Source organism: Pseudomonas migulae (assembly GCF_024169315.1).
Lineage (GTDB): Bacteria > Pseudomonadota > Gammaproteobacteria > Pseudomonadales > Pseudomonadaceae > Aquipseudomonas > Aquipseudomonas migulae_B.
In genome coordinates this window covers 1,168,171-1,187,727 of the sequence record NZ_JALJWR010000001.1, presented here as the reverse complement: position 1 = coordinate 1,187,727, position 19,557 = coordinate 1,168,171, and the positions used below count along the sequence as shown (strand labels likewise).

General features: G+C 60.2%; 20 protein-coding genes and 1 tRNA gene. 16 read left to right on the top strand and 5 right to left on the bottom strand.

All coding sequences use genetic code 11. The features are described 5' to 3' along the window. The first annotated feature begins 1 nt into the window (after position 1). The 4 genes from J2Y86_RS05420 to J2Y86_RS05405 all read left to right on the top strand — a co-directional run bounded on the left by J2Y86_RS05420 (position 2) and on the right by J2Y86_RS05405 (position 3,716). The gene (locus J2Y86_RS05420; protein WP_019578566.1) at positions 2-403 is read left to right on the top strand and encodes an ExbD/TolR family protein; all 402 of its coding nucleotides are present in this window, start codon (positions 2-4) and stop codon (positions 401-403) included. Between the two features lie 362 nt (positions 404-765). Beyond that, entirely contained in the window at positions 766-1,422 is a 657-nt protein-coding gene (locus J2Y86_RS05415; RefSeq protein ID WP_253428702.1) for a hypothetical protein, read from the top strand. 272 nt (positions 1,423-1,694) lie between these two features. Continuing rightward, a complete protein-coding gene (locus J2Y86_RS05410) occupies positions 1,695-3,269 on the top strand; it encodes a phospholipase D family protein (RefSeq protein ID WP_253428701.1) in 1,575 nt (524 codons plus the stop codon). Between the two features lie 48 nt (positions 3,270-3,317). After that, entirely contained in the window at positions 3,318-3,716 is a 399-nt protein-coding gene (locus J2Y86_RS05405) for a DUF5329 domain-containing protein (RefSeq protein ID WP_253428700.1), read from the top strand. 197 nt (positions 3,717-3,913) lie between these two features. On the opposite strand, the gene J2Y86_RS05400 is transcribed toward J2Y86_RS05405, so the two are convergent. Next, positions 3,914-4,001, bottom strand: a tRNA-Ser gene (locus tag J2Y86_RS05400). 123 nt (positions 4,002-4,124) lie between these two features. On the opposite strand from J2Y86_RS05400, the gene J2Y86_RS05395 reads away from it, so the two are divergent. Beyond that, a complete protein-coding gene (locus J2Y86_RS05395; RefSeq protein ID WP_017339210.1) occupies positions 4,125-4,796 on the top strand; it encodes a Bax inhibitor-1/YccA family protein in 672 nt (223 codons plus the stop codon). A 65-nt stretch (positions 4,797-4,861) separates the two neighbouring features. Here J2Y86_RS05395 and J2Y86_RS05390 read toward each other — a convergent pair whose 3' ends face one another. Beyond that, on the bottom strand, positions 4,862-5,299 hold the full coding sequence (locus J2Y86_RS05390) for an Lrp/AsnC family transcriptional regulator (protein ID WP_008028095.1): 438 nt from the start codon (positions 5,297-5,299) through the stop codon (positions 4,862-4,864). A gap of 135 nt (positions 5,300-5,434) precedes the next feature. On the opposite strand from J2Y86_RS05390, the gene J2Y86_RS05385 reads away from it, so the two are divergent. Further along, a complete protein-coding gene (locus J2Y86_RS05385; protein ID WP_253440134.1) occupies positions 5,435-6,328 on the top strand; it encodes a DMT family transporter in 894 nt (297 codons plus the stop codon). Here the strand turns inward: J2Y86_RS05385 and J2Y86_RS05380 are convergent, their stop codons facing one another. Both J2Y86_RS05380 and J2Y86_RS05375 read right to left on the bottom strand, forming a co-directional pair. Continuing rightward, positions 6,329-7,372 carry an FUSC family protein gene (locus J2Y86_RS05380; protein ID WP_253440131.1) on the bottom strand — a complete coding sequence of 348 codons (1,044 nt, stop codon included), beginning with the start codon at positions 7,370-7,372 and terminating at the stop codon, positions 6,329-6,331. Positions 7,373-7,416: 44 nt separating this feature from the next. Further along, positions 7,417-9,042, bottom strand: coding sequence for an NADP-dependent glyceraldehyde-3-phosphate dehydrogenase (locus J2Y86_RS05375; protein WP_253428699.1), 1,626 nt, complete (start codon positions 9,040-9,042; stop codon positions 7,417-7,419). Positions 9,043-9,228: 186 nt separating this feature from the next. Between J2Y86_RS05375 and J2Y86_RS05370 the strand changes: the two genes are divergently transcribed. The 10 genes from J2Y86_RS05370 to J2Y86_RS05325 all read left to right on the top strand — a co-directional run bounded on the left by J2Y86_RS05370 (position 9,229) and on the right by J2Y86_RS05325 (position 18,684). Continuing rightward, the gene (locus J2Y86_RS05370) at positions 9,229-10,116 is read left to right on the top strand and encodes a Dyp-type peroxidase (protein ID WP_253428698.1); all 888 of its coding nucleotides are present in this window, start codon (positions 9,229-9,231) and stop codon (positions 10,114-10,116) included. 16 nt (positions 10,117-10,132) lie between these two features. Next, complete coding sequence (locus J2Y86_RS05365; RefSeq protein WP_253428697.1) at positions 10,133-11,101, top strand: Gfo/Idh/MocA family protein; 969 nt, start codon at positions 10,133-10,135, stop codon at positions 11,099-11,101. A gap of 176 nt (positions 11,102-11,277) precedes the next feature. Beyond that, on the top strand, positions 11,278-12,030 hold the full coding sequence (locus J2Y86_RS05360; protein ID WP_253428696.1) for a GntR family transcriptional regulator: 753 nt from the start codon (positions 11,278-11,280) through the stop codon (positions 12,028-12,030). After that, positions 12,027-13,757: a fumarate reductase/succinate dehydrogenase flavoprotein subunit gene (locus J2Y86_RS05355; RefSeq protein ID WP_253428695.1), complete on the top strand. Its 1,731-nt coding sequence runs from the start codon at positions 12,027-12,029 to the stop codon at positions 13,755-13,757. The genes J2Y86_RS05360 and J2Y86_RS05355 overlap by 4 nt, the downstream gene beginning before the upstream one ends. Before the next feature lie 25 nt (positions 13,758-13,782). After that, on the top strand, positions 13,783-14,028 hold the full coding sequence (locus J2Y86_RS05350) for a 4Fe-4S dicluster domain-containing protein (protein WP_007946457.1): 246 nt from the start codon (positions 13,783-13,785) through the stop codon (positions 14,026-14,028). A gap of 235 nt (positions 14,029-14,263) precedes the next feature. Further along, the gene (locus tag J2Y86_RS05345) at positions 14,264-15,670 is read left to right on the top strand and encodes an ABC transporter substrate-binding protein (RefSeq protein WP_253428694.1); all 1,407 of its coding nucleotides are present in this window, start codon (positions 14,264-14,266) and stop codon (positions 15,668-15,670) included. A gap of 137 nt (positions 15,671-15,807) precedes the next feature. Beyond that, the gene (locus J2Y86_RS05340; protein WP_253428693.1) at positions 15,808-16,590 is read left to right on the top strand and encodes an ABC transporter permease; all 783 of its coding nucleotides are present in this window, start codon (positions 15,808-15,810) and stop codon (positions 16,588-16,590) included. Continuing rightward, complete coding sequence (locus J2Y86_RS05335) at positions 16,590-17,438, top strand: ABC transporter ATP-binding protein (protein ID WP_253428692.1); 849 nt, start codon at positions 16,590-16,592, stop codon at positions 17,436-17,438. The genes J2Y86_RS05340 and J2Y86_RS05335 overlap by 1 nt, the downstream gene beginning before the upstream one ends. Then, positions 17,435-18,397: a HEAT repeat domain-containing protein gene (locus J2Y86_RS05330; RefSeq protein WP_253428691.1), complete on the top strand. Its 963-nt coding sequence runs from the start codon at positions 17,435-17,437 to the stop codon at positions 18,395-18,397. The genes J2Y86_RS05335 and J2Y86_RS05330 overlap by 4 nt, the downstream gene beginning before the upstream one ends. Continuing rightward, the gene (locus tag J2Y86_RS05325) at positions 18,394-18,684 is read left to right on the top strand and encodes a DUF971 domain-containing protein (protein WP_253428690.1); all 291 of its coding nucleotides are present in this window, start codon (positions 18,394-18,396) and stop codon (positions 18,682-18,684) included. Before J2Y86_RS05330 ends, J2Y86_RS05325 begins: the two co-directional genes overlap by 4 nt. Positions 18,685-18,792: 108 nt before the next feature. Here J2Y86_RS05325 and J2Y86_RS05320 read toward each other — a convergent pair whose 3' ends face one another. Then, on the bottom strand, positions 18,793-19,530 hold the full coding sequence (locus J2Y86_RS05320) for a TorF family putative porin (RefSeq protein ID WP_253428689.1): 738 nt from the start codon (positions 19,528-19,530) through the stop codon (positions 18,793-18,795). Positions 19,531-19,557 lie beyond the last annotated feature (27 nt).

The following is a 19,557-nucleotide window of genomic DNA, read 5'->3' as shown; positions in this document are numbered from 1 at the left end:
TATGGCGTTCTCTACACAAGACAGCGATGAAGTGCTCAGCGAGATCAACGTCACGCCCTTGGTGGACGTCATGTTGGTGCTTTTGGTGGTGTTCATCGTCACCGCGCCACTGCTGACCAACGCAATCCCGATCAACCTGCCGAAGACCGAATCGGTGGCACCGGTGGAACAGAAAGACCCGCTGGTGGTGAGCATCGACGACAAGGGCAAGGTGTTCATCAACAAGGACGAAATCCAGGCGGATCTGCTCGAGTTCAACCTCCAGGCCGCCAAGGCGAAAAACCCCGACGTGCGTGTGCAGCTGCAAGCGGACAATGGCGTGAATTATGGCGAAGTGGCTCGGGCGATGGCCTCGATTGAACGGGCGGGGATTACTAAATTGTCGGTGATTACGGCGAAGTAGGAAAGGGCGGGGTTGGGCTTCAGAAGTGCAGGGGCATGAGATCATTCGAACAGCCAGCCTCTGGATCTGCAGCCAACCCCGGTCAGTCATGACAGGCAAAAAACGGCCAGAAACGACCCCCCAAAAGCCTCCGACTTTCTCTTGGCGATTCAGATTTTTCTAAGCTGGCCTGCGAGCTGCTGGAAAGTGTCGGCATAAGGCTGCGGCTGGACTGGCACGGCCAGGAGGCGCTCGACATTCTGGCCTAGGATGGCAACTTCGACGGCGTGCTGATGGATCGCCAAATACCGGAAATGGAAGGCTACACCGCCACCCAGCGGATTCGCCAATAGCCGCGCTTTAATGCTTTGCCGGTGATTGCCATGACCGCCAACGCCATGGACGGTGATCGCGAGCGAGCCCTGAGCAGTGGCATGAACGACCATATCTCCAAGCCACTCAATGTCGATGACATGTTCGCCACATTGGCGAAATGGATCACGCCACGGGGCACTCCAGCATCGCTAAATGCAGGCCTTCCGGATGGGCTGCCAGATCGTCTTGAGGGCATTGATATGGTTGCCGGCCTGGCTACCTGCATGGGCCGGCGAGAACTCTATCTGCGCCTTCTCTGCAAGTTTCGCGACACACAGATCGATTTTGCCGAGCAATTCCAGACCGCGCAGGCCGCCGCTGTGCTGGAGCAGGCCTGCCAGAACGGCGAGCCCGCTCAGGTGGTGCATGGCCTGGCGTCGGAGGTCGAGCGTTACCTGCTGCCGACCTTGGCCGCGCTGGACGCCCTGACGGGAAACGCCCCGGCATCGATGGGCAAGAGCCTTCAGGATGGCTCGGAGTTGAGCGAGCCGTTGAACAGGCTCAAAGGTCTGTTGGCCGAAAGCGACACGGCCGCCATGGACGCGCTTACCGAACTGCGCAATCTGTCACTCGATCGGGCCTTGGCCAGGCATCTGGCTCTGGTCGCGGAACAGATAGAGTTGTTCGACTTTGATCGGGCCCTGGAACTGTTGCAGGACTGGTGAGTTTTGCCAGGTATGAAGGGTGGTGGATACGAAAATGAGTCGCGGAGTCATTTTCATAAGCTTTGGCAGTTGTTTTTTTTCTTGCCGATTGCTGTCGGCAACATCTTTGCGTCTTGGGGCAGATACCTCAATTGCGAGCGGATGAACTACGCTCCAAAAACAACCCCGCAGATCGAAGAAACAGTGCGCAAGGTCGATACGACCAGGTGAAAACCAACTGGCTATTCTTCGGGAACCGGCATCCCTGATCGCCACCACCCGGAGTACGCTCCGTGAGAATCAAACAGCCCCTGCTTGCTCTTCTGTTGCTCGCCTTGCTCTTGGGTGGCTGTACGACACTCAATGTCCCTCACGAACCCAGTCAGGCCTTGCCCGCGAGCGATTCGGCGTTCGGTCGTTCTATCCAGGCCCAGGTAGCTCCCCATCAGGGCCAATCGGGCTTTCGCTTGTTATCCGATAGTGCCGAGGCTTTCACCGCCCGCGCCGAGCTGATTCGCAACGCCCAAAGCAGCCTCGACTTGCAGTATTACATCGTCCACGACGGCATCAGTACGCGGATACTGGTGAGCGAGCTGCTCGACGCCGCCGACCGCGGAGTCCGCGTGAGGATTCTGCTCGATGACACCGCCAGCGATGACCTGGACCGAATGATCGCGACGCTGGCTGCGCACCCGCAGATTCAGATCCGCGTGTTCAACCCGCTACACCTGGGCCGCAGCACCGTCATGACGCGAACGATGGGCCGGCTGTTCAATCTGTCGCAGCAACACCGACGCATGCACAACAAATTGTGGGTGGCGGACAACTGCGTGGCAATCGTCGGAGGGCGCAATTTGGGGGACGAGTATTTCGATGCGCAGCCCGACAAGAATTTCAAAGACATCGACATGCTCAGTGTCGGTCCGGTCGCAGAACAGTTGGGACATGGTTTCGATCAATACTGGAACAGTGCCCTGAGCAAGCCGATCGAGCAATTTCTCTCGACCCAGTCGACGACCAGGGACCTGAAAAACCTCCGGACCCGGCTGGACGAATCCCTGGAGGAAACGCGCAAACAGAATCATGCGCTCTACCAGCAATTGATGAGCTACACCACTCTCCCACGCCTGCATGTCTGGCGCCGGGAGTTGATCTGGGCCTGGAATAAAGCGATGTGGGATGCACCGAGCAAGGTCTTGTCGAAGGGCGAACCCGCCCCGCACTTGCTGTTGACCACCCAGTTGGCACCCGAGCTTGAAGGCGTCCGCAAGGAGCTGATCATGGTTTCGGCCTACATGGTGCCCGGCCAACCGGGGGTGGTGTACTTGACCAATCGTGCCGACGCCGGCGTGTCGATCAGCTTGCTGACCAACTCACTGGAAGCCACCGATGTGCCCGCCGCGCACGGTGCGTACGCCCCTTATCGCCAAACCTTGCTGGAGCATGGTGTGCAGTTGTTCGAATTACGCCGCCAGTCCGGCGACAATGGTGACAGCGACAGCGGACCGCGCCTGTTTCACAGCGGATCCTCCAATAGTTCCGACTCCAGCCTGCATAGCAAGGCGATGATTTTCGACCAGCAGAAAGCTTTTATCGGCTCGTTCAATTTCGACTCGCGCTCATTATTGTGGAACACCGAAGTCGGGGTGTTGGTGGATAATCCGGAACTCGCCGGACGCGTGCGCGAACTGGCCCTGGAGGGTATGGCACCCACTCTCAGTTATCATGCCGTGCTGGAAAAGAATCAGCTGGTCTGGGTCACCGAGGATGACGGCAAACAGCATACGTTGACCAAGGAGCCGGGGAGTTGGTGGCGACGCTTCAATTCGTGGCTTAGCAGCACGATCGGGCTGGAGAGAATGTTGTAGCTGTTGGAGGTAACTCCATTCATTTCACCTTCAGGACCGGGATGAATCATGCGGATGTGGATGGGGGGCAAGGCGCGGCTTATCAACCAATTGACGATGGCTGCAGGTATCAGCTTTATCGCAATCGTCACTAATGGGCAGGTTCAAGCCACCCCTCAAGCCACTCAAGAGATAAAGGGCTTGCTGGACTTTGTCGAGCACAGTGAGTGTCAGTTTGTGCGCAACGGAAGCGAGTACCCAGGTCCCCGTGCTCGGGCGCATCTGGAGAAGAAGCTGAATTATCTCGAAGGCAAGAACATGGTGAACAGCGCAGAAGACTTCATCGATCTTGCTGCCACTAAAAGCAGTATGAGTGGCCGCACCTATGAGGTGCGATGTCCAGTAGGCGTAGAACCGGCAAGCACCTGGTTGAAGAGGGAGCTACAGAGGCAACGGCAATCTCATTGATCTATCGGATCATCTCCAGATGCATTTTTCACATATTGATGGCGCTGATGGATTTGGCTGAATAGGCGCCTTCGCAGGGTAGGGGGCGCGGAAATGACCGAAAAGATCCGGAAAACGATCCAGAGAGACTGAAGCAGAAACCGCAAACCCCAGAAACGACAAAGCCCTGAATAATCAGGGCTTTGTCATACATAAGATGGCGGAGGCGATGGGATTCGAACTCATGGACCTGTTACAGTCGACGGTTTTCAAGACCGTTGCCTTAAACCACTCGGCCACACCTCCGTTTGCGTTGCGGGCGCCATAATACCTGAATGAAACACACTGTCAAACTCTCTGCATGGCATGTTACAGAGCGTCTGTTATGATCTTTGCGACTGAACGTTTCAAACCAACAGGAGTGTCGCCATGCGCGAACAGGATTACGCAGTTAATAACAGCGTGCAGGCTGAGCAGCTAGAGGTTAGCCGCGTCCTGCGCAACACTTACGGCTTACTCGCACTCACCCTCGCATTCAGCGGCGTGATGGCGTTCGTTGCCCAGCAGATGCGTGTCGGCTACCCGAATATCTTCGTGGTGCTGATCGGTTTCTACGGCCTTTTCTTCCTGACCAACAAACTCCGTGATTCCGCGTGGGGCCTGGTGTCGGCGTTTGCCCTGACCGGTTTCATGGGTTTCCTGCTCGGCCCGATCCTCAACCGTTACCTGGGTATGCAGGGCGGCGCGGAAGTGGTCAGCTCGGCGTTCGCGATGACGGCACTGGTGTTCGGCGGTCTGTCGGCCTACGTGCTGATCACCCGCAAGGACATGAGCTTCCTCGGTGGTTTCATCACCGCCGGTTTCTTCGTCCTGCTGGGTGCGACGCTGGCGAGCCTGTTCTTCCAGATCAGCGGTCTGCAACTGGCGATCAGCGCAGGTTTCGTGCTGTTCTCGTCGGTCTGCATTCTGTTCCAGACCAGCGCCATCATTCACGGCGGCGAGCGTAACTACATCATGGCGACCATCAGCCTGTATGTATCGATCTACAACCTGTTCATCAGCTTGTTGCAGATCTTCGGCATCATGAGCCGCGATGATTAATCGCCAGGCTTGAAGTAAAAAACCCGCGAAAGCGGGTTTTTTTTGCCTGCGATTTGCCTGAAGGCTCACGCCATCGGCGGCAAACGTCGTTTGACCGGGGTTTTCTTGACGATCGCGGTGTTGGTTTCGGCGTGGGTGTTGAGGCGGTCGAGGAGGGTGTCCAGCTGTTCCATCGAGCGCACATGCAGACGCGCGATGAAGCAGTCGTCGCCGGTCACCTTATCGCACTCGGTGAATTCGGGGATGGCCTGGATCTGCCGTTCCACCTCCTGCAACTGGCCCGGCAGCGGGCGGATACGCACGATGGCCTGGAGTTGATAGCCGAAGCATTTGGGATCAATCTCGACGGTGTACCCCTTGAGCACGCCGCGTTCTTCGAGGCGGCGCAAACGCTCGGCGACGCTGGGCGAGGACAGGCCGCTGAGGTTCGCCAGGGCCTTGAGCGAACGCCGTGAGTCCTCCATCAACGCCGTGATCAGCACTTGATCGATATCGTCAGTCATGGCGCAACCCCTGTAAGGCAATTAATCGAAACCGCCTTGATAAAAAAGGCAGATACCGAGTTTAGCCTGTTTTTTGCGCTGGAGAAGCCCCCAGGCGGATTGGCATACTTTGGGCTCAAACACAGGAGTCTGATGATGGACAAAACAATTCGTCACGGGTCATTTGAAATGACCGCCGCCATGCTGATCTCCGGGACCATCGGCTGGTTCGTGCTGGTGTCCGGGCAACCGGTGCTGGACGTGGTGTTCTGGCGTTGCGTGTTCGGCGCCGGCACATTATTGCTGATCTGCGCGGCATTCGGCTTCCTGCGCCCCGGCATTCTGACCCGCACCACGTTCCTGCTGGCCGTACTCAGCGGCGTGGCGATCGTTGGTAACTGGGTGCTGTTGTTTGCCTCATACTCCCGCGCCTCGATTGCTATCGGCACGGCGGTCTATAACGTTCAACCGTTCATGCTGGTAGGATTGGCCGCACTGTTCCTCAACGAAAAAATCACCCTGCAGAAACTCTTCTGGCTGGGTGTTTCGTTTCTGGGGATGCTGGCGATTGTCAGCGCGCACGGTGAACAGGGCGAGAGTGGCAATGATTACCTGATGGGCATCGCGCTGGCGCTGGGCGCTGCGTTCCTTTACGCGATTGCGGCGTTGATCATCAAACGCCTGACCGGCACACCACCGCACCTGATTGCGCTGATTCAGGTCAGCACCGGCGTGTTGTTGCTCGCACCGTTCGCGCACTTTTCCGCGTTGCCGCAGGCACCGAGCGCGTGGGCCAGCCTGGTGACCCTCGGCATTGTTCACACCGGCGTGATGTACGTGTTGCTGTACGGCGCGATCCAGAAATTGCCAACGGCACTGACTGGCGCGTTGTCGTTCATCTACCCGATTGCGGCGATTTTCGTTGACTGGTTTGCCTTCGGCCATCGCCTGGAAACGCTGCAATGGATCGGTGTCGCCGCCATTTTGCTGGCCGCTGCCGGCATGCAGCAGGGCTGGAGCCTGAAGTTTCGGCGGACTGTAACGCAATAATCAGATGTTCCAGCGCGGCGCGGTCTTGGCCAGGCGCTGGCGCATCTCGCCAATGTTGCTGGCCAGCTGCCGGATCAACAACCGGTAGCCGTCCAGCGGGTTATAGACCGGTGCATCCAGGCTTGAATCCGGCAGCGGTTCGGCGGGTCGACTGAGCCGTTGCGACGCGCCGGACTTCAACGCCCGCGCCATCCCCACCAGTTGCACCCGAATCTGCCGGTGCTCCGCTTTCAGCGCCGATTGCAGATGCGCCATCGCGGCCGGGTCATTGGTATCCGGTCGGGTGTTGCTGAGGATTTCCAGGGTACTGACGCACATCCGCAAATGACGCTGAATCGCATCGAGTTCCGTCATGGAAATCTTCACTTCCTTGGACACCGACGGCATCAGCGAGCGCAGTTGCACCATCACCGCGTTCAGGCGATTCATCAACTTCACGTGCTCGTCATCGGTGACGGGCTGGCCATTGATGATCCGCCCGTAAATCGTTGCGCAATCGCGCAGGGCATCGGCCAGGTTGTAGCGCCAGGAATAAACCGCGTACAACGGCAGCGCGAAGGAAAACGCCAGGGCCAGGGCAATGCCGATCAGGATATCCACCCCGCGCCACAGCCCGTCGGTCACCGGATTATCACCATGCCCGGCGACGATAAACACGGTGATCGCCGACAGCAGCGCCGTGTAACCCCCCTTGCCGATGGCGTGGTAGGAGAAAAATCCGCAGACCACCGACATCGCAAAATAGGTCAGCCACGGCATTCCGAGCCAGGCCTGTTGCGCCACCAACAGAAGGCCGACGCCGGCGCCGATCAAGGTGCCGATGGCGCGCTCGGCGGCTTTTTTGCCGATGTTGCCGTGGTGCTGCAAACCGCCAATCACCACCAGCATCGTCACCGACGCCCACTCGCCGTGAGGCAGGTGGATGCCAGTGGTCAGCAGGATCGTCGCCAGCAACCCCAGCGATACGCGCACCGCGTGGATCAGTTTCGCATGGCGATAGCGCCGGTATGGGTCCAGTAACGGACGCAATACCCGGCGCAGCAGGGGTGGCAGTCTTTGGGCTCTGAAGGTGCTCAGGCTCGTTGTCCTCAGAAGATGTAATCGGTGGTCAGGAAACTCGAACTGCGGCCGCTGATGATCTCGCTGATCAGGTCTTTGTTGCTCTCCTGGAACTTGGTCGCGACCAGCGTACGAATCGAAAACACCCGCAGCGCATCATGCACCGACAACGTCCCTTCGGCAGAGTTCTTGCGGCCGTTGAACGGGTAGGTGTCCGGACCGCGCTGGCACTGGGCATTGAGGTTGATCCGCCCGACCTGGTTGGCGAAGGTGTCCACCAGCCGGCCGACCGCCACCGGGTTGGTGCCGAAGATACTCAGCTGCTGGCCGAAGTCCGATTCCAGGACGTAATCGATCACCGTGTCCAGATGCCGGTAGGGCACGATCGGCACCACCGGGCCGAACTGTTCTTCCTGATAGACGCGCATCTGCGGCGTCACTGGGTACAACACCGCCGGATAGAAGAAAGAGGCGCGGGCTTCACCGCCATTGGGGTTGACCACGCGCGCGCCTTTGCTCACGGCATCCGCGACAAGCCCGTGCAGGTAATCGACCTTGCTCGACTCCGGCAGCGGCGTCAGGGCCACGCCGCTTTCCCACGGCATGCCGGGTTTGAGGCTGGCGAGTTTGGCGTTGAATTTGTCGATGAACGCCTCGACCACATCTTCGTGGACGAAGAGGATTTTCAGCGCGGTGCAGCGCTGGCCATTGAAGGACAAGGACCCGGTAACCGCTTCGTTCACCGCGTTGTCCAGATCCACCTCAGGCAAAACGATGCCCGGGTTTTTCGCATCCAGGCCCAGCGCAGCACGCAAGCGATGCGGTTTCGGGTGGAGTTTTTTCAAGTCGCTGGCCGCCTTGTTGGTGCCGATAAACGCAAAGATATCGATCTTGCCGCTGGCCATCAGCGCGCTGACCGTCTCGCGGCCGCTGCCGTAGATCACGTTGATCACCCCGGCCGGGAAGCTGTCGCGGAACGCCTCCAGCAGCGGGCGAATCAGCAGCACGCCGAGCTTGGCCGGCTTGAACACCACGGTGTTGCCCATGATCAGCGCCGGAATCAGCGTGGTGAAGGTTTCGTTCAGCGGGTAGTTGTAAGGTCCCATGCACAGTGCCACGCCCAGTGGAACGCGGCGGATCTGGCCCAGGGTGTCCTGTTCCAGCTCGAAACGGCTGGAGCGGCGGTCGAGTTCCTTGAGGGCGTTGATGGTGTCGACGATGTAGTCGCAGGTGCGGTCGAACTCTTTTTCCGAGTCCTTGAGGTTCTTGCCGATCTCCCACATCAGCAACTTGACCACCGCGTCGCGCTGCTCGCGCATACGACCGAGGAAGGTTTCGACGTGCTGGATGCGCTCGGCCACGCGCATGGTCGGCCACAGGCCCTGGCCCCGGTCATAGGCGCGGACGGCGGCGTCGAGGGCGGTCAGTGCGGTGTCGGCATCGAGCAGCGGCGTGCTGCCGAGGATGACCTGTTCGTCGCCGTTTTCACCGGTCAGGTACACCGGGCTGCGGACTTGGGCGAGGGGACCTGACCAGGTTTTCAGTTCGCCGTCGACCAGGTATTCACGTTGCTCGGTCTGGCCGTCGAGGCGGTATTTTTCCGGGATGTCGCTGGAGTCGGGAAACAGGTTGCCGAGGATGTGTGCTGTGGTCATGTCGCTACTCCATGTGATGTAAGCCATGCGCTGGCGGCTTGCAGTTCAGAATTCACTTCAAAGGTTATACGCCTTATTGACCCGACTTTTTAAGTCCGGATTTCATGATCCCGCGATCTTTTGACCTGAGAACACACAACGGCCAACGCGGCGGGTAAACTTCGCGCTCTTTCTTAAGGAGTTCATATGAGTTACTACCAGCCGGGCATTCTCGCCACCCCCGTACCGCCTCAAGCCCGTCATATGTTCTTCGCGCTGGAATCCGTCGATGCACTGCCGGCCGCGCTCGACAAGTTGGCGCAACTGGTGGACGGGAAATCGGCAGTGGTCGGTTTCGGTGAATCCCTGGTCAAGGCGCTGCACGGGCAGATCGAAGGGCTGCGGCCGTTTCCGGCGCTGACCGGCGTCGGCGTCGACAACCCGTCGACCCAGCACGCGCTATGGTGCTGGTTGCATGGCGTCGACCGTGGTGAATTGCTCAATCGCAGCAACGCCATCGAAGCTGCGCTGGCACCGGCCCTGCGTCTGGTGCAGATGAACGAAACTTTCCGCCACCTGACCGGCCACGACCTGACCGGTTACGAAGACGGCACCGAAAACCCGCACGACGAAGCCGCCGTGGCGGCCGCGCTGGTCGGTGAGGGTGCTGACGGTCTGGTCGGGGGCAGTTTCGCCGCGATCCAGCAGTGGCAGCATGACCTGAAAGGCTTCCACGCCATGCCGTCCGATGAGAAGGACAACATCATGGGCCGTCGCTTGAGCGACAACGAAGAAATCGATGACGCGCCGATCTCCGCCCACGTCAAGCGCACCGCCCAGGAAAGCTTCGCCCCGGAAGCGTTCGTGGTTCGCCGCTCGATGCCGTGGATCGAAGGGGATCGTGCCGGTCTGATGTTCCTCGCGTTCGGTTTTTCCCTCGATGCCTTTGAAGCGCAACTGCGGCGCATGAGCGGTCTGGAAGACGGCATCACCGACGGTTTGTATCGCATCAGCCGGCCGATCACCGGCGGCTACTACTGGTGCCCGCCGCTCAAGGACGGTCATCTGGACCTGCGCGCACTGCGCGTCGGCTAACGATCAAGGAGTGAATATGAACGTGGTGCGCTGGGGCATGATCGGTTGTGGCAGCGTCGCTGAACGCAAGAGCGGGCCGGCCTTCTACAAGGCGCCCGGCTCGGCGTTGGTGGCGGTGATGGGGCGGCGGCTGGACGCGGTGAGCGATTATGCCGAGCGCCACGGCATCGCCCGGGTCTACACCGACGCCGAATCGTTGATCAACGATCCCGGGGTGGACGCGGTGTACATTGCCACGCCACCCGACAGTCACCACGCCTACGCCCTCAGGGTGGCCGCTGCCGGCAAACATTGCTGCGTCGAAAAACCGATGTCGCTGAATGCCGGGCAAAGCCGTGACATGCAGACAGTGTTTGCCGAGGCCGGGCTGCATCTTTTCGTGTCTTACTACCGACGTTCGCTGCCGCGCTTCCAGCAAGTACGGCAATGGCTGGAGGAGGGACGGATCGGTGAGGTCCGGCACCTGACCTGGACGCTCACCAAGGCGCCATCCCCCGCTGATCTCGACGGCGCGGACAACTGGCGCACCGATCCGGCGATTGCCGGCGGCGGCTACTTCGCCGACCTCGCCAGCCATGGCTTCGATCTGTTCCAGTACCTGCTCGGCGACATCGTCGAAGTCGCCGGGTTTACCGCGCGGCAGGCCGGGCTGTATGCCGCTGAAGATGCCGTCAGCGCCAGTTGGCGGTTTGCGTCGGGGGCGATGGGCATGGGTTGCTGGAACTTCGTGGCGGACCGTCGTGAAGATCGGGTCGAGGTGATTGGCAGCAAAGGGCGGATCAGTTTTTCGGTCTTTGATGAGCACCCGGTGCTACTCGAAGCCGAGGAATCCCTCAGTCTGGACATCGACAATCATCAGCACATCCAGTGGCATCATGTGCTGGGCATGAATGCGCATATTCGTGGTGAAGCGCAGCATCCCGCGATGGCCGAAGAGGCGTTGAAAACCGATTGGGTGATGGACCAGATCCTCAAGCGCGGCTAACGCTCATCAACTACCACTCCTTCAGCTGACCTGTGGCGAGGGGATAAATCCCCTCGCCACAATGGTTTGTACCCCGTCTGACAGACCGCTCTAACCTTATACCCAAACAATATTTCTCAACCCCTCCATTAGAACCTTAAGATCACGTCATAACTCGTTATAACAAGTGATCTGCCATGACCGATAACGTTCTATCTTTAAGCAGCGTTCCCTTGCACACGCAACTGCGCGACGTGCTGCGCGCTCGCATCCTCGACGGTGAATACCCGCAAGACAGCCAGATGCCCTCCGAAAGCGAACTCGGTGCGCTGTTCAAAGTCAGCCGCATTACCGTGCGCCAGGCTCTCGGCGATCTGCAAAAGGAAGGGCTGATCTTCAAGATCCACGGCAAGGGCACCTTCGTCGCCAAGCCGAAAACCTTCCAGAACGTCAGCACCCTGCAAGGCCTCGCCGAGTCCATGACCGGTCGCGGCTACGAGGTGATCAACCGCCTGCGCAGCTTCAAATTCATTGCCGCCGACAAACTCGTCGCCGAGCGTTTGCAAGTGGCCGAAGGCGACACCGTGGCGCAGATCAAACGGGTTCGCTTGATCAACCGCGAGCCGATTTCGCTGGAAATCACCTACCTGCCCAAAGCCATCGGCGAGCGGCTGGAGAAGGCTGATCTGGTCACCCGCGACATCTTCCTGATCCTCGAAAACGACTGCGGCCTGGCCCTCGGTCATGCCGATCTGGCCATTGACGCGGTACTGGCCGACAGCGATCTGACCCAGGCGCTGAACGTTGAAGCCGGTTCGCCGATCATGCACATCGAGCGGCTGACCCACGATGCCGGCGGCCAACCCGTGGACTTCGAACACCTTTACTACCGCGGCGATGCGTTCCAGTACCGCTTGCGGATCGACCGGCACAAAGGGGCGCAGGCATGACCCGAACGACACGCGAACAGGAATACGACATCGTCGTCATCGGCGGCGGCACAGCCGGGCCGATGGCCGCGATCAAAGCCAAGGAGCGCAACCGCGACCTGCGGGTGTTGCTGATCGACAAGGCCAACGTCAAGCGCAGCGGCGCGATCAGCATGGGCATGGACGGCCTGAACAACGCGATCATTCCCGGCCACTCGACGCCGGAGCAGTACACCAAGGAAATCACCATCGCCAACGACGGCATCGTCAATCAGGCGGCGGTCTACGCCTATGCGACCCACAGCTTCGAAACCATCGAGCAACTGGACCGTTGGGGCGTGAAGTTCGAGAAAGACGAAACCGGCGACTACGCGGTGAAAAAGGTCCACCACATGGGCGCCTACGTGCTGCCGATGCCGGAAGGGCACGACATCAAGAAAGTCCTGTACCGCCAGTTGAAACGCGCGCGGGTCAGCATCACCAATCGCGTCGTTTGCACGCGGTTGCTGACGGACGAAGAGGGCACGGTCAACGGCGTGATGGGCTTCGATTGCCGCACCGCCGACTTCCACGTGATCAAGGCCAAAGCCGTGATCCTCGCCTGCGGGGCTGCCGGGCGCCTTGGATTGCCGTCCTCGGGTTACCTGATGGGCACTTACGAAAACCCGACCAATGCCGGCGACGGTTACGCCATGGCTTATCACGCCGGGGCCGAGCTTTCGAACCTTGAATGCTTCCAGATCAACCCGCTGATCAAGGATTACAACGGCCCGGCCTGCGCCTACGTCACCGGCCCGTTGGGCGGCTACACCGCCAACAACAAGGGCGAACGCTTCATCGAGTGCGATTACTGGAGCGGCCAGATGATGTGGGAGTTCCACCAGGAACTCGAAAGCGGCAACGGCCCGGTGTTCCTCAAACTCGATCACCTGGCCGAGGAAACCATCCAGAACATCGAGGAGATCCTGCACAGCAACGAGCGCCCGAGTCGCGGCCAGTTCCACGCCAATCGCGGCACCGATTACCGCACGCAGATGGTCGAGATGCACATCTCCGAAATCGGTTTTTGCAGCGGACATTCTGCGTCCGGCGTGTGGGTCAACGAGAAGGCGGAAACCTCGGTCAAGGGTTTGTACTCGGCGGGTGACATGGCCGCCGTGCCGCACAACTACATGCTAGGTGCGTTCACCTATGGCTGGTTTGCCGGCACAAACGCGGCGGACTTCGTGGCCGAACGCGAGTTTTCAGCGGTCGATGCCAAACAGATCGAAGTGGAAAAACAGCGGGTTTACGCGCCACTGGATCGCGAACACGGTCTGCCGCCTGCCCAAGTCGAATACAAGTTGCGGCGCTTTGTGAACGATTACCTGCAGCCGCCGAAGGTCACCAAGAAGATGCAAATCGGCCTGCAGCGCTTCAGCGATATCCAGCGCGACCTCGACCAGATCAAGGCCCACAACGCCCACGAACTGATGCGCGCCATGGAAGTCAGCATGATCCGCGACTGCGCCGAAATGGCGGCCCGGGCTTCGCTGTTCCGCGCCGAAAGTCGCTGGGGGCTTTACCACTATCGGGTCGATCACCCGCAACGCAACGACAGCGACTGGTTCTGCCATTGCCATTTGAAGAAGGATGAAAACGGCCAGATGAGCAGTTTCAAGAAAGCCGTCGAGCCTTACATCATCCCGCTGGATGCCGAAGAAATGCAGGCCTACGACCGGCTGCGTGTCGGTGCCTTTGCGGCCTGAGCACCACAAACAGAGAGACCGCGAAATGGCCTATCAACCCCAGGAAATCTTCTTCCGCTCCAACGCGCCGGTTACGGTCGATGAAGACCTTTGCATCGCCCACAAAGGCTGCACCGTGTGCGTCGACGTTTGCCCGATGGACTTGCTGGCGATCAACCCGGCCACGCAAAAGGCCTACATGGCGTTCGACGAATGCTGGTACTGCATGCCGTGTGAAAAGGACTGCCCGACCGGGGCTGTGAAAGTCGAGATTCCTTATTTACTGCGGTGACTGAAAGGACGCCTTCGCTGGCAAGCCAGCTCCCACAAGGCTCTCTGTTGCCAGCGAAACCCGTGCCCCACTGCAAATCCCTGTGGGAGCTGGCTTGCCAGCGATGAGGCCAGTCCAGGCAACAAAAAAGCTACCCGGCAACCCCGGACGCTCGCTTCAAAACACCCCTCGTTTCCCACCACGCCCTGATCGTGGCGGAGACGAACATCCTATAAATGATTCGAGGGGAAATACCATGTTATTGCGTGCAGCATTGGCCGGTCTGGTACTGGCTTCATTCACCTTGTCGGCTTGCGCCGAAACCATCCGCATTGCCATCGGCACCCAGGACACCACGATCAACTGCGCCGCCGGCGGCCTGTTGATTCGCGAGTTGGGGCTGCTGGACAAATACCTGCCCCACGACGGCCAATACAAAGACGCCAAATATGAAGTGGAGTGGAAGAACTTCACCAGCGGCGCGCCCCTGACCAACGAGATGGTCGCGGGCAAGCTCGACTTTGGCGCGATGGCTGATTTCCCCGGTTCGTTCAACGGCGTCGCGTTCGAAACCGCGGGCAAACACAGCCTGTTTATCAGCGTGCTCTCGGGCAGCATCAAGGGCAGCGGCAACGGCATCGTGGTGCCGAGCGCATCTAACGTGCAGTCACTGGCCGAGCTGAAGGGCAAGACCATTTCCGTGCCGTTCGCATCCACCGCCCATGGCATGTTGCTGCGCGCCGTGGCCGCGCAAGGTTGGGACCCGTTGAAAGACGTGAACATCATCGCCCAGCCGCCGGAAGTCGCCGGTTCGGCGTTGCAGGCCGGGAAGATCGATGCCCACGCCGACTTCGTGCCGTTCGCCGAACTGTTCCCGAGCCGTGGTTTCGCTCGCAAGATTTATGACGGTTCCCAGGCGAATGCGCCGACGTTCCATGGTGCATTGGTCGATCAGAGCTACGCGAAAAAGTACCCGGAAATTGTCGTCGCTTACCTGCGCGCCAGCCTTGAAGCGAACCAGTTGCTGGCCGCTGAGCCGGAGAAATACAGCGAGCTGATCGCCAAGGTTACCGGCGTCGATGCCGAGGTCAATTACCTGTTCCACGGCCCGCTCGGCGTGCAGACCCGCGACCTGAGCTGGAAACCGGAATACCGGCAGGCGGTCGGCACTGCCATCGACACCCTCAAATTGCTGAAGAAGGCGGATCGCGGACTCGACCTCAATACGTTCATCGACGACCAGTACATCCGCGCTGCGTTCAAGGCGTCGAACCTGGACTACACCGCGCAACTGGCCAACTACGGACAGACGCCTCTGAAAGCGGTGGATGCGTCGAGCGGTAAAGCCATCACCGACTTCAGTCATGTGGCGGAAATCTGGGTGCGTGGCGAACCGAAGGTCCGACAGTACGCCTCGGCGGAATCTGCTTTCACAGCGTTGGCCGGTTTGAAGGCTGAAGGCAAAAACATCCGCGCGGTGTATGCCCAGGCGAGTGACAGCGGGATCAAGCTGCTGGCGGACCAGGCGTGGTTTGCCAGCGATGCGAAAGGGCGCCTCAGCGCCTTTCTGCTGAAGGGCCAGGCCCAACAATTCGCCACGGCCCAGGGCGGCAAAGTCCTCGACTTCACCGACGCCACCACCCAGGCGGTTGCCAGTCGCTAACCCCCCAAACACCGCAATCCCCTGTGGGAGCGGGCTTGCCCGCGATGGGGCCAGGCCAGCCAATATCAATGTTGACTGACCCACCGCAATCGCGGGCAAGCCCGCTCCCACAGTGAACTCGGTTGAGAGGAATTATTGTGTACGGATCCTTTTTACGCTGGCTTCCCCGAGCGCTTTCTCTGCTGCTCTGCCTCCTGTTCTGGCAACTCGCCGCAAGTGGTCACTGGAACCTCGGCCTGGTCACGTTTGCCAACGTGCCAACACCGTTCGCGGTGATTGAAGCGGCCTTGGGCCTCGGCGACTCCGGTAAGCTCGCCCAGCACCTGAGCAGCAGCCTCAGCCGGGTCTTCGCCGGCTATCTCGCCGCGCTGATCATCGGTATCGCCCTGGGCCTCGCCATCGGCCGTTCGAAATGGGCCGAAGATCTTTTGTTGCCGCCACTGGAAGTCCTGCGTCCGATACCCGCGGTGGCCTGGATTCCGCTGGCCATCCTGATGTTCCCGTCGTCGGAGCTGTCGATGGTCTTCATCACGTTCACCGGCGCGTTGTTCCCGATCCTGCTCAACACCGTGCACGGCGTCGAAGGCGTCGATCCGCGCCTGATCGCCTCGGCGAAAAGCCTCGGCGCCGGACGGCGGGCGATCCTGCTGGAGGTGATTCTGCCGGGCGCTGCGCCGAGCATCATCACGGGCCTGGCCATCGGCATGGGCACCTCGTGGTTCTGCCTGGTGACCGCGGAAATGATCTCCGGCCAGTACGGCATCGGCTATTACACCTGGGAGTCCTACACCATCCAGAACTACGCCGACATCGTGGTCGGCATGTTGCTGATCGGCGTGCTTGGCATGGGCAGCAGCTTGCTGATCAAGCGACTGGGCGGACTGTTCACCCCTTGGCATCGACCACGAGGAAAGGCCTGATGAGCGTTTTTCAACACCCTGAAGGACGAATCGATATTCGCGGACTGTCGATCAGCCTGGGGGAGGGCAGCGCCGCTTTCGAGGCGGTGCAAGGCCTTGATTGCCAGATCGAACCAGGCCAGTTCGTGTGCATCCTCGGGCCGTCCGGTTGCGGAAAATCCACCTTGCTCGGCGCACTGGCCGGCCACCTGCTGCCGCGAACCGGCACCCTGAACGTCGACGGTGCGCCGGTCTCGGGCCCATCGCCTCAGCGCGGCATGGTGTTCCAGCAACACACGCTGTTCCCTTGGCGCACGGTGCGCGACAACGTGGCGTTCGGCCTGAAAATGCGCGGCATCGGCAAAGCGGAACGCCATAAGGCAGCCGACGAAATCCTCGGGCTGGTCGGCCTCGAAGGGTTTGCCGATCGCTGGCCGGATCAGCTCTCCGGCGGCATGCAGCAGCGGGTGGAAATCGCCCGGGTGCTGATCAATCGGCCACGCTTGTTGCTGATGGACGAGCCGTTCGGCGCCCTCGATGCGTTGACTCGCTTGAACATGCAGGAACTGCTGCTGGACATCTGGACGCGCATCCGCACCACCGTGGTGTTCGTCACCCATGACATCGACGAAGCGCTGTTCCTCGCCGACCGGCTGCTGGTGATGAGTTCGCGCCCGGGCCGGATCATCGAAGACCTGCACCTCGACTTCCCGCGACCACGCACTACCGAACTGGTCACCAGCCATGAGTTCTCGCGCTTGAAGCGCCATTGCCTCGAATTACTGCGTCACGAAGATGGTCGGCAGCTACCGCGCCTGAACCCTCTCGGACTGCCTCCTGAAAACAAACTGCCGCGATTTGCCCTATGACCTCTCTATTCGATGTAACCGATAACGACGACATCCTCGCCCTGCAACCGCGCCTGACGGATGGGGACCCCGGCGTGCGCCGGATTGCCCTGATCGAACTGGCCGACCTTGAAGAACCGGACGGCTTGCTGTGGCTGGTCAATCGACTGGCTGAAGACCCGACCGAAGAAGTCCGCGCCGAAGCCGCGCGGTTGCTGGAAGCCTGGGAGGATGAGCCGGTGGTCGAGGCGCTGTGCCAGGCCCTAACCGATCCCGAGCCGGCCGTGCAATCCGCCGCCGCGCAGAGCTTGAGCCTGCTCAAGAGCGAGGCGGCCGGGCGGGTGATTCTGCCGTGGACCGGGCACGCCGACGTCAGTGTGCGCATCGCCGCGTTCAGGGCCTTGCGCGAGTTGCGCTTTCCCGAGGCCGCCGCTGCTGCAGTGAGAGCGTTGAACGATGCAGACGCCGGTGTGCGCCGCGAGGCGGTGGGTGTGCTCGGCTGGCTCAAGCAGCTCGATGCGTTGCCGGCGTTGGCGCGACTGGCCAGTGACGATGCGGACACCGAAGTCCGGCGCGCCGCCACCGGGGCGTTGGGCCTGGCGTCTGACGCGCAAGTCCTGCCATCCCTGCGCCAAGCCTTGCGCGACCAGGCCTGGCAAGTGCGCGAAGAAGCCGCCACCACGCTGGGCAAAGTCGGGCACACCGACGCCGGCCCCGCCTTGGTCGAAGCCCTGAGCGACGATTACTGGCAAGTACGCCTGCGCGCCACCCGCAGCCTCGGCCGCTTGCGCTACGCTCCGGCGCTGGAAGCGCTGATCGAAACCCTTGGCCATCGCATCAGCAATCTGCGCAAGGAAGCCGCGCTGGCCCTTGGCGAGCTGAATGATAAAGGTGCGATCGCACCCTTGCAGGCCGCTCAGGATGACGGCGATCCGGAAGTGCGCAAAGCCGTGCGCATCGCGCTGAGCCAGTTGCAATGAACCCGCTGGCGATCGGCAATTCCCGAAGCCAGCAGCAACTGCGGCTGAACTGGCCGGATGGGCGTGAGCAGTTGCTCGATCATGCCGAGTTGCGCCGCCAGTGCCCGTGCTCGCAATGCCGGGCGTTTCGGTTGCAAGGGCTGACAGTGAAAGTTGATTCACGCATTCGCGTGGTCGAACTCAATTCGCAAGGCTACGGCCTGCAACTCATCTTCAGCGACGGCCACGACCGCGGAATCTACCCATGGCCCTACCTGGCACAACTCACTTCAGAATCCACCCAATAACGAATGTGGGAGCGGGCTTGCTCGCGAATGCGGTATCTCAGTCGCTATTGATGTGACTGACACACCGCATTCGCGAGCAAGCCCGCTCCCACATTTGGTCGGTGTGGGTCAGAAGGATTTGCTGATGCTCGCCACCACCGTGGCACTGCACACATCATCAAACCCCCAATTGCTCGCGCACTGGCTTTTCGACAGGTCGGTGTCGATGTAACTCAGGCCCAGCATCACACCGGCCAGTTCGTGGGTCAGTTTGACTTCCCATTCGCGGTACGAGTCTTCCACATCGCCCGAAGACAAGTACAAGTGCGGGTCCTTGAAATCCATGTTGCCGTATCGCAGTTTCAGGCCTGTGTCGAAAGGCAGCTCCGTTTCGTAACCCACATAGCTGTACAGCGAGCTCTGCTTGCTGTCGATGCCCGGTGCATCGGCGGAGTAATAGGCCGCGAGTTTCACCCCATGGACGCTGAGGATGGCGTAGGTCTCGCCCTGATTGAACTGGCTTTCTTTCGGATACGTGTATTTCAGGTAGCCGAGGTCCAGGCTGACCGCCTCGGTCGCTTGCCACAGCCAGCCGGCGTAGTAGTCGACTTCCTGACGGGTTTTAAGGCCACCGCCGAAATCGACGTTTGAACTCCATGCACCGAGGTACAGGCCGCTGCTGTGAGCCAGGGTCAGGCCTGCCTGCACGGCGGGATCATTCTGGGTTTGGGAAATACCGCGGGTGCGGTAATCGCTGGCCAGGGTCAGGTCGACCAGCACGGCGAAGTCATCATTCAAGGGCAACGCCTGGCTGCACAACGGCAGCGCACTCAAGGAACCGAGGGCGAACAGGGTGAAAGCTTTCATGAGTAAAGTCCCGATATTGTGGTTGTT

Excerpts from the sequence above, each read along its gene's own strand:
- J2Y86_RS05345 (WP_253428694.1), top strand. The coding sequence starts at position 14,264 with ATGTTATTGCGTGCAGCATTGGCCGGTCTGGTACTGGCTTCATTCACC.
- J2Y86_RS05335 (WP_253428692.1), top strand. The coding sequence starts at position 16,590 with ATGAGCGTTTTTCAACACCCTGAAGGACGAATCGATATTCGCGGACTG.
- J2Y86_RS05365 (WP_253428697.1), top strand. The coding sequence starts at position 10,133 with ATGAACGTGGTGCGCTGGGGCATGATCGGTTGTGGCAGCGTCGCTGAA.
- J2Y86_RS05415 (WP_253428702.1), top strand. The coding sequence starts at position 766 with ATGACCGCCAACGCCATGGACGGTGATCGCGAGCGAGCCCTGAGCAGT.
- J2Y86_RS05405 (WP_253428700.1), top strand. The coding sequence starts at position 3,318 with ATGCGGATGTGGATGGGGGGCAAGGCGCGGCTTATCAACCAATTGACG.
- J2Y86_RS05320 (WP_253428689.1), bottom strand. The coding sequence starts at position 19,530 with ATGAAAGCTTTCACCCTGTTCGCCCTCGGTTCCTTGAGTGCGCTGCCG.
- J2Y86_RS05420 (WP_019578566.1), top strand. The coding sequence starts at position 2 with ATGGCGTTCTCTACACAAGACAGCGATGAAGTGCTCAGCGAGATCAAC.
- J2Y86_RS05385 (WP_253440134.1), top strand. The coding sequence starts at position 5,435 with ATGGACAAAACAATTCGTCACGGGTCATTTGAAATGACCGCCGCCATG.
- J2Y86_RS05395 (WP_017339210.1), top strand. The coding sequence starts at position 4,125 with ATGCGCGAACAGGATTACGCAGTTAATAACAGCGTGCAGGCTGAGCAG.
- J2Y86_RS05375 (WP_253428699.1), bottom strand. The coding sequence starts at position 9,042 with ATGACCACAGCACACATCCTCGGCAACCTGTTTCCCGACTCCAGCGAC.
- J2Y86_RS05325 (WP_253428690.1), top strand. The coding sequence starts at position 18,394 with ATGAACCCGCTGGCGATCGGCAATTCCCGAAGCCAGCAGCAACTGCGG.
- J2Y86_RS05330 (WP_253428691.1), top strand. The coding sequence starts at position 17,435 with ATGACCTCTCTATTCGATGTAACCGATAACGACGACATCCTCGCCCTG.
- J2Y86_RS05360 (WP_253428696.1), top strand. The coding sequence starts at position 11,278 with ATGACCGATAACGTTCTATCTTTAAGCAGCGTTCCCTTGCACACGCAA.
- J2Y86_RS05390 (WP_008028095.1), bottom strand. The coding sequence starts at position 5,299 with ATGACTGACGATATCGATCAAGTGCTGATCACGGCGTTGATGGAGGAC.
- J2Y86_RS05350 (WP_007946457.1), top strand. The coding sequence starts at position 13,783 with ATGGCCTATCAACCCCAGGAAATCTTCTTCCGCTCCAACGCGCCGGTT.
- J2Y86_RS05355 (WP_253428695.1), top strand. The coding sequence starts at position 12,027 with ATGACCCGAACGACACGCGAACAGGAATACGACATCGTCGTCATCGGC.
- J2Y86_RS05370 (WP_253428698.1), top strand. The coding sequence starts at position 9,229 with ATGAGTTACTACCAGCCGGGCATTCTCGCCACCCCCGTACCGCCTCAA.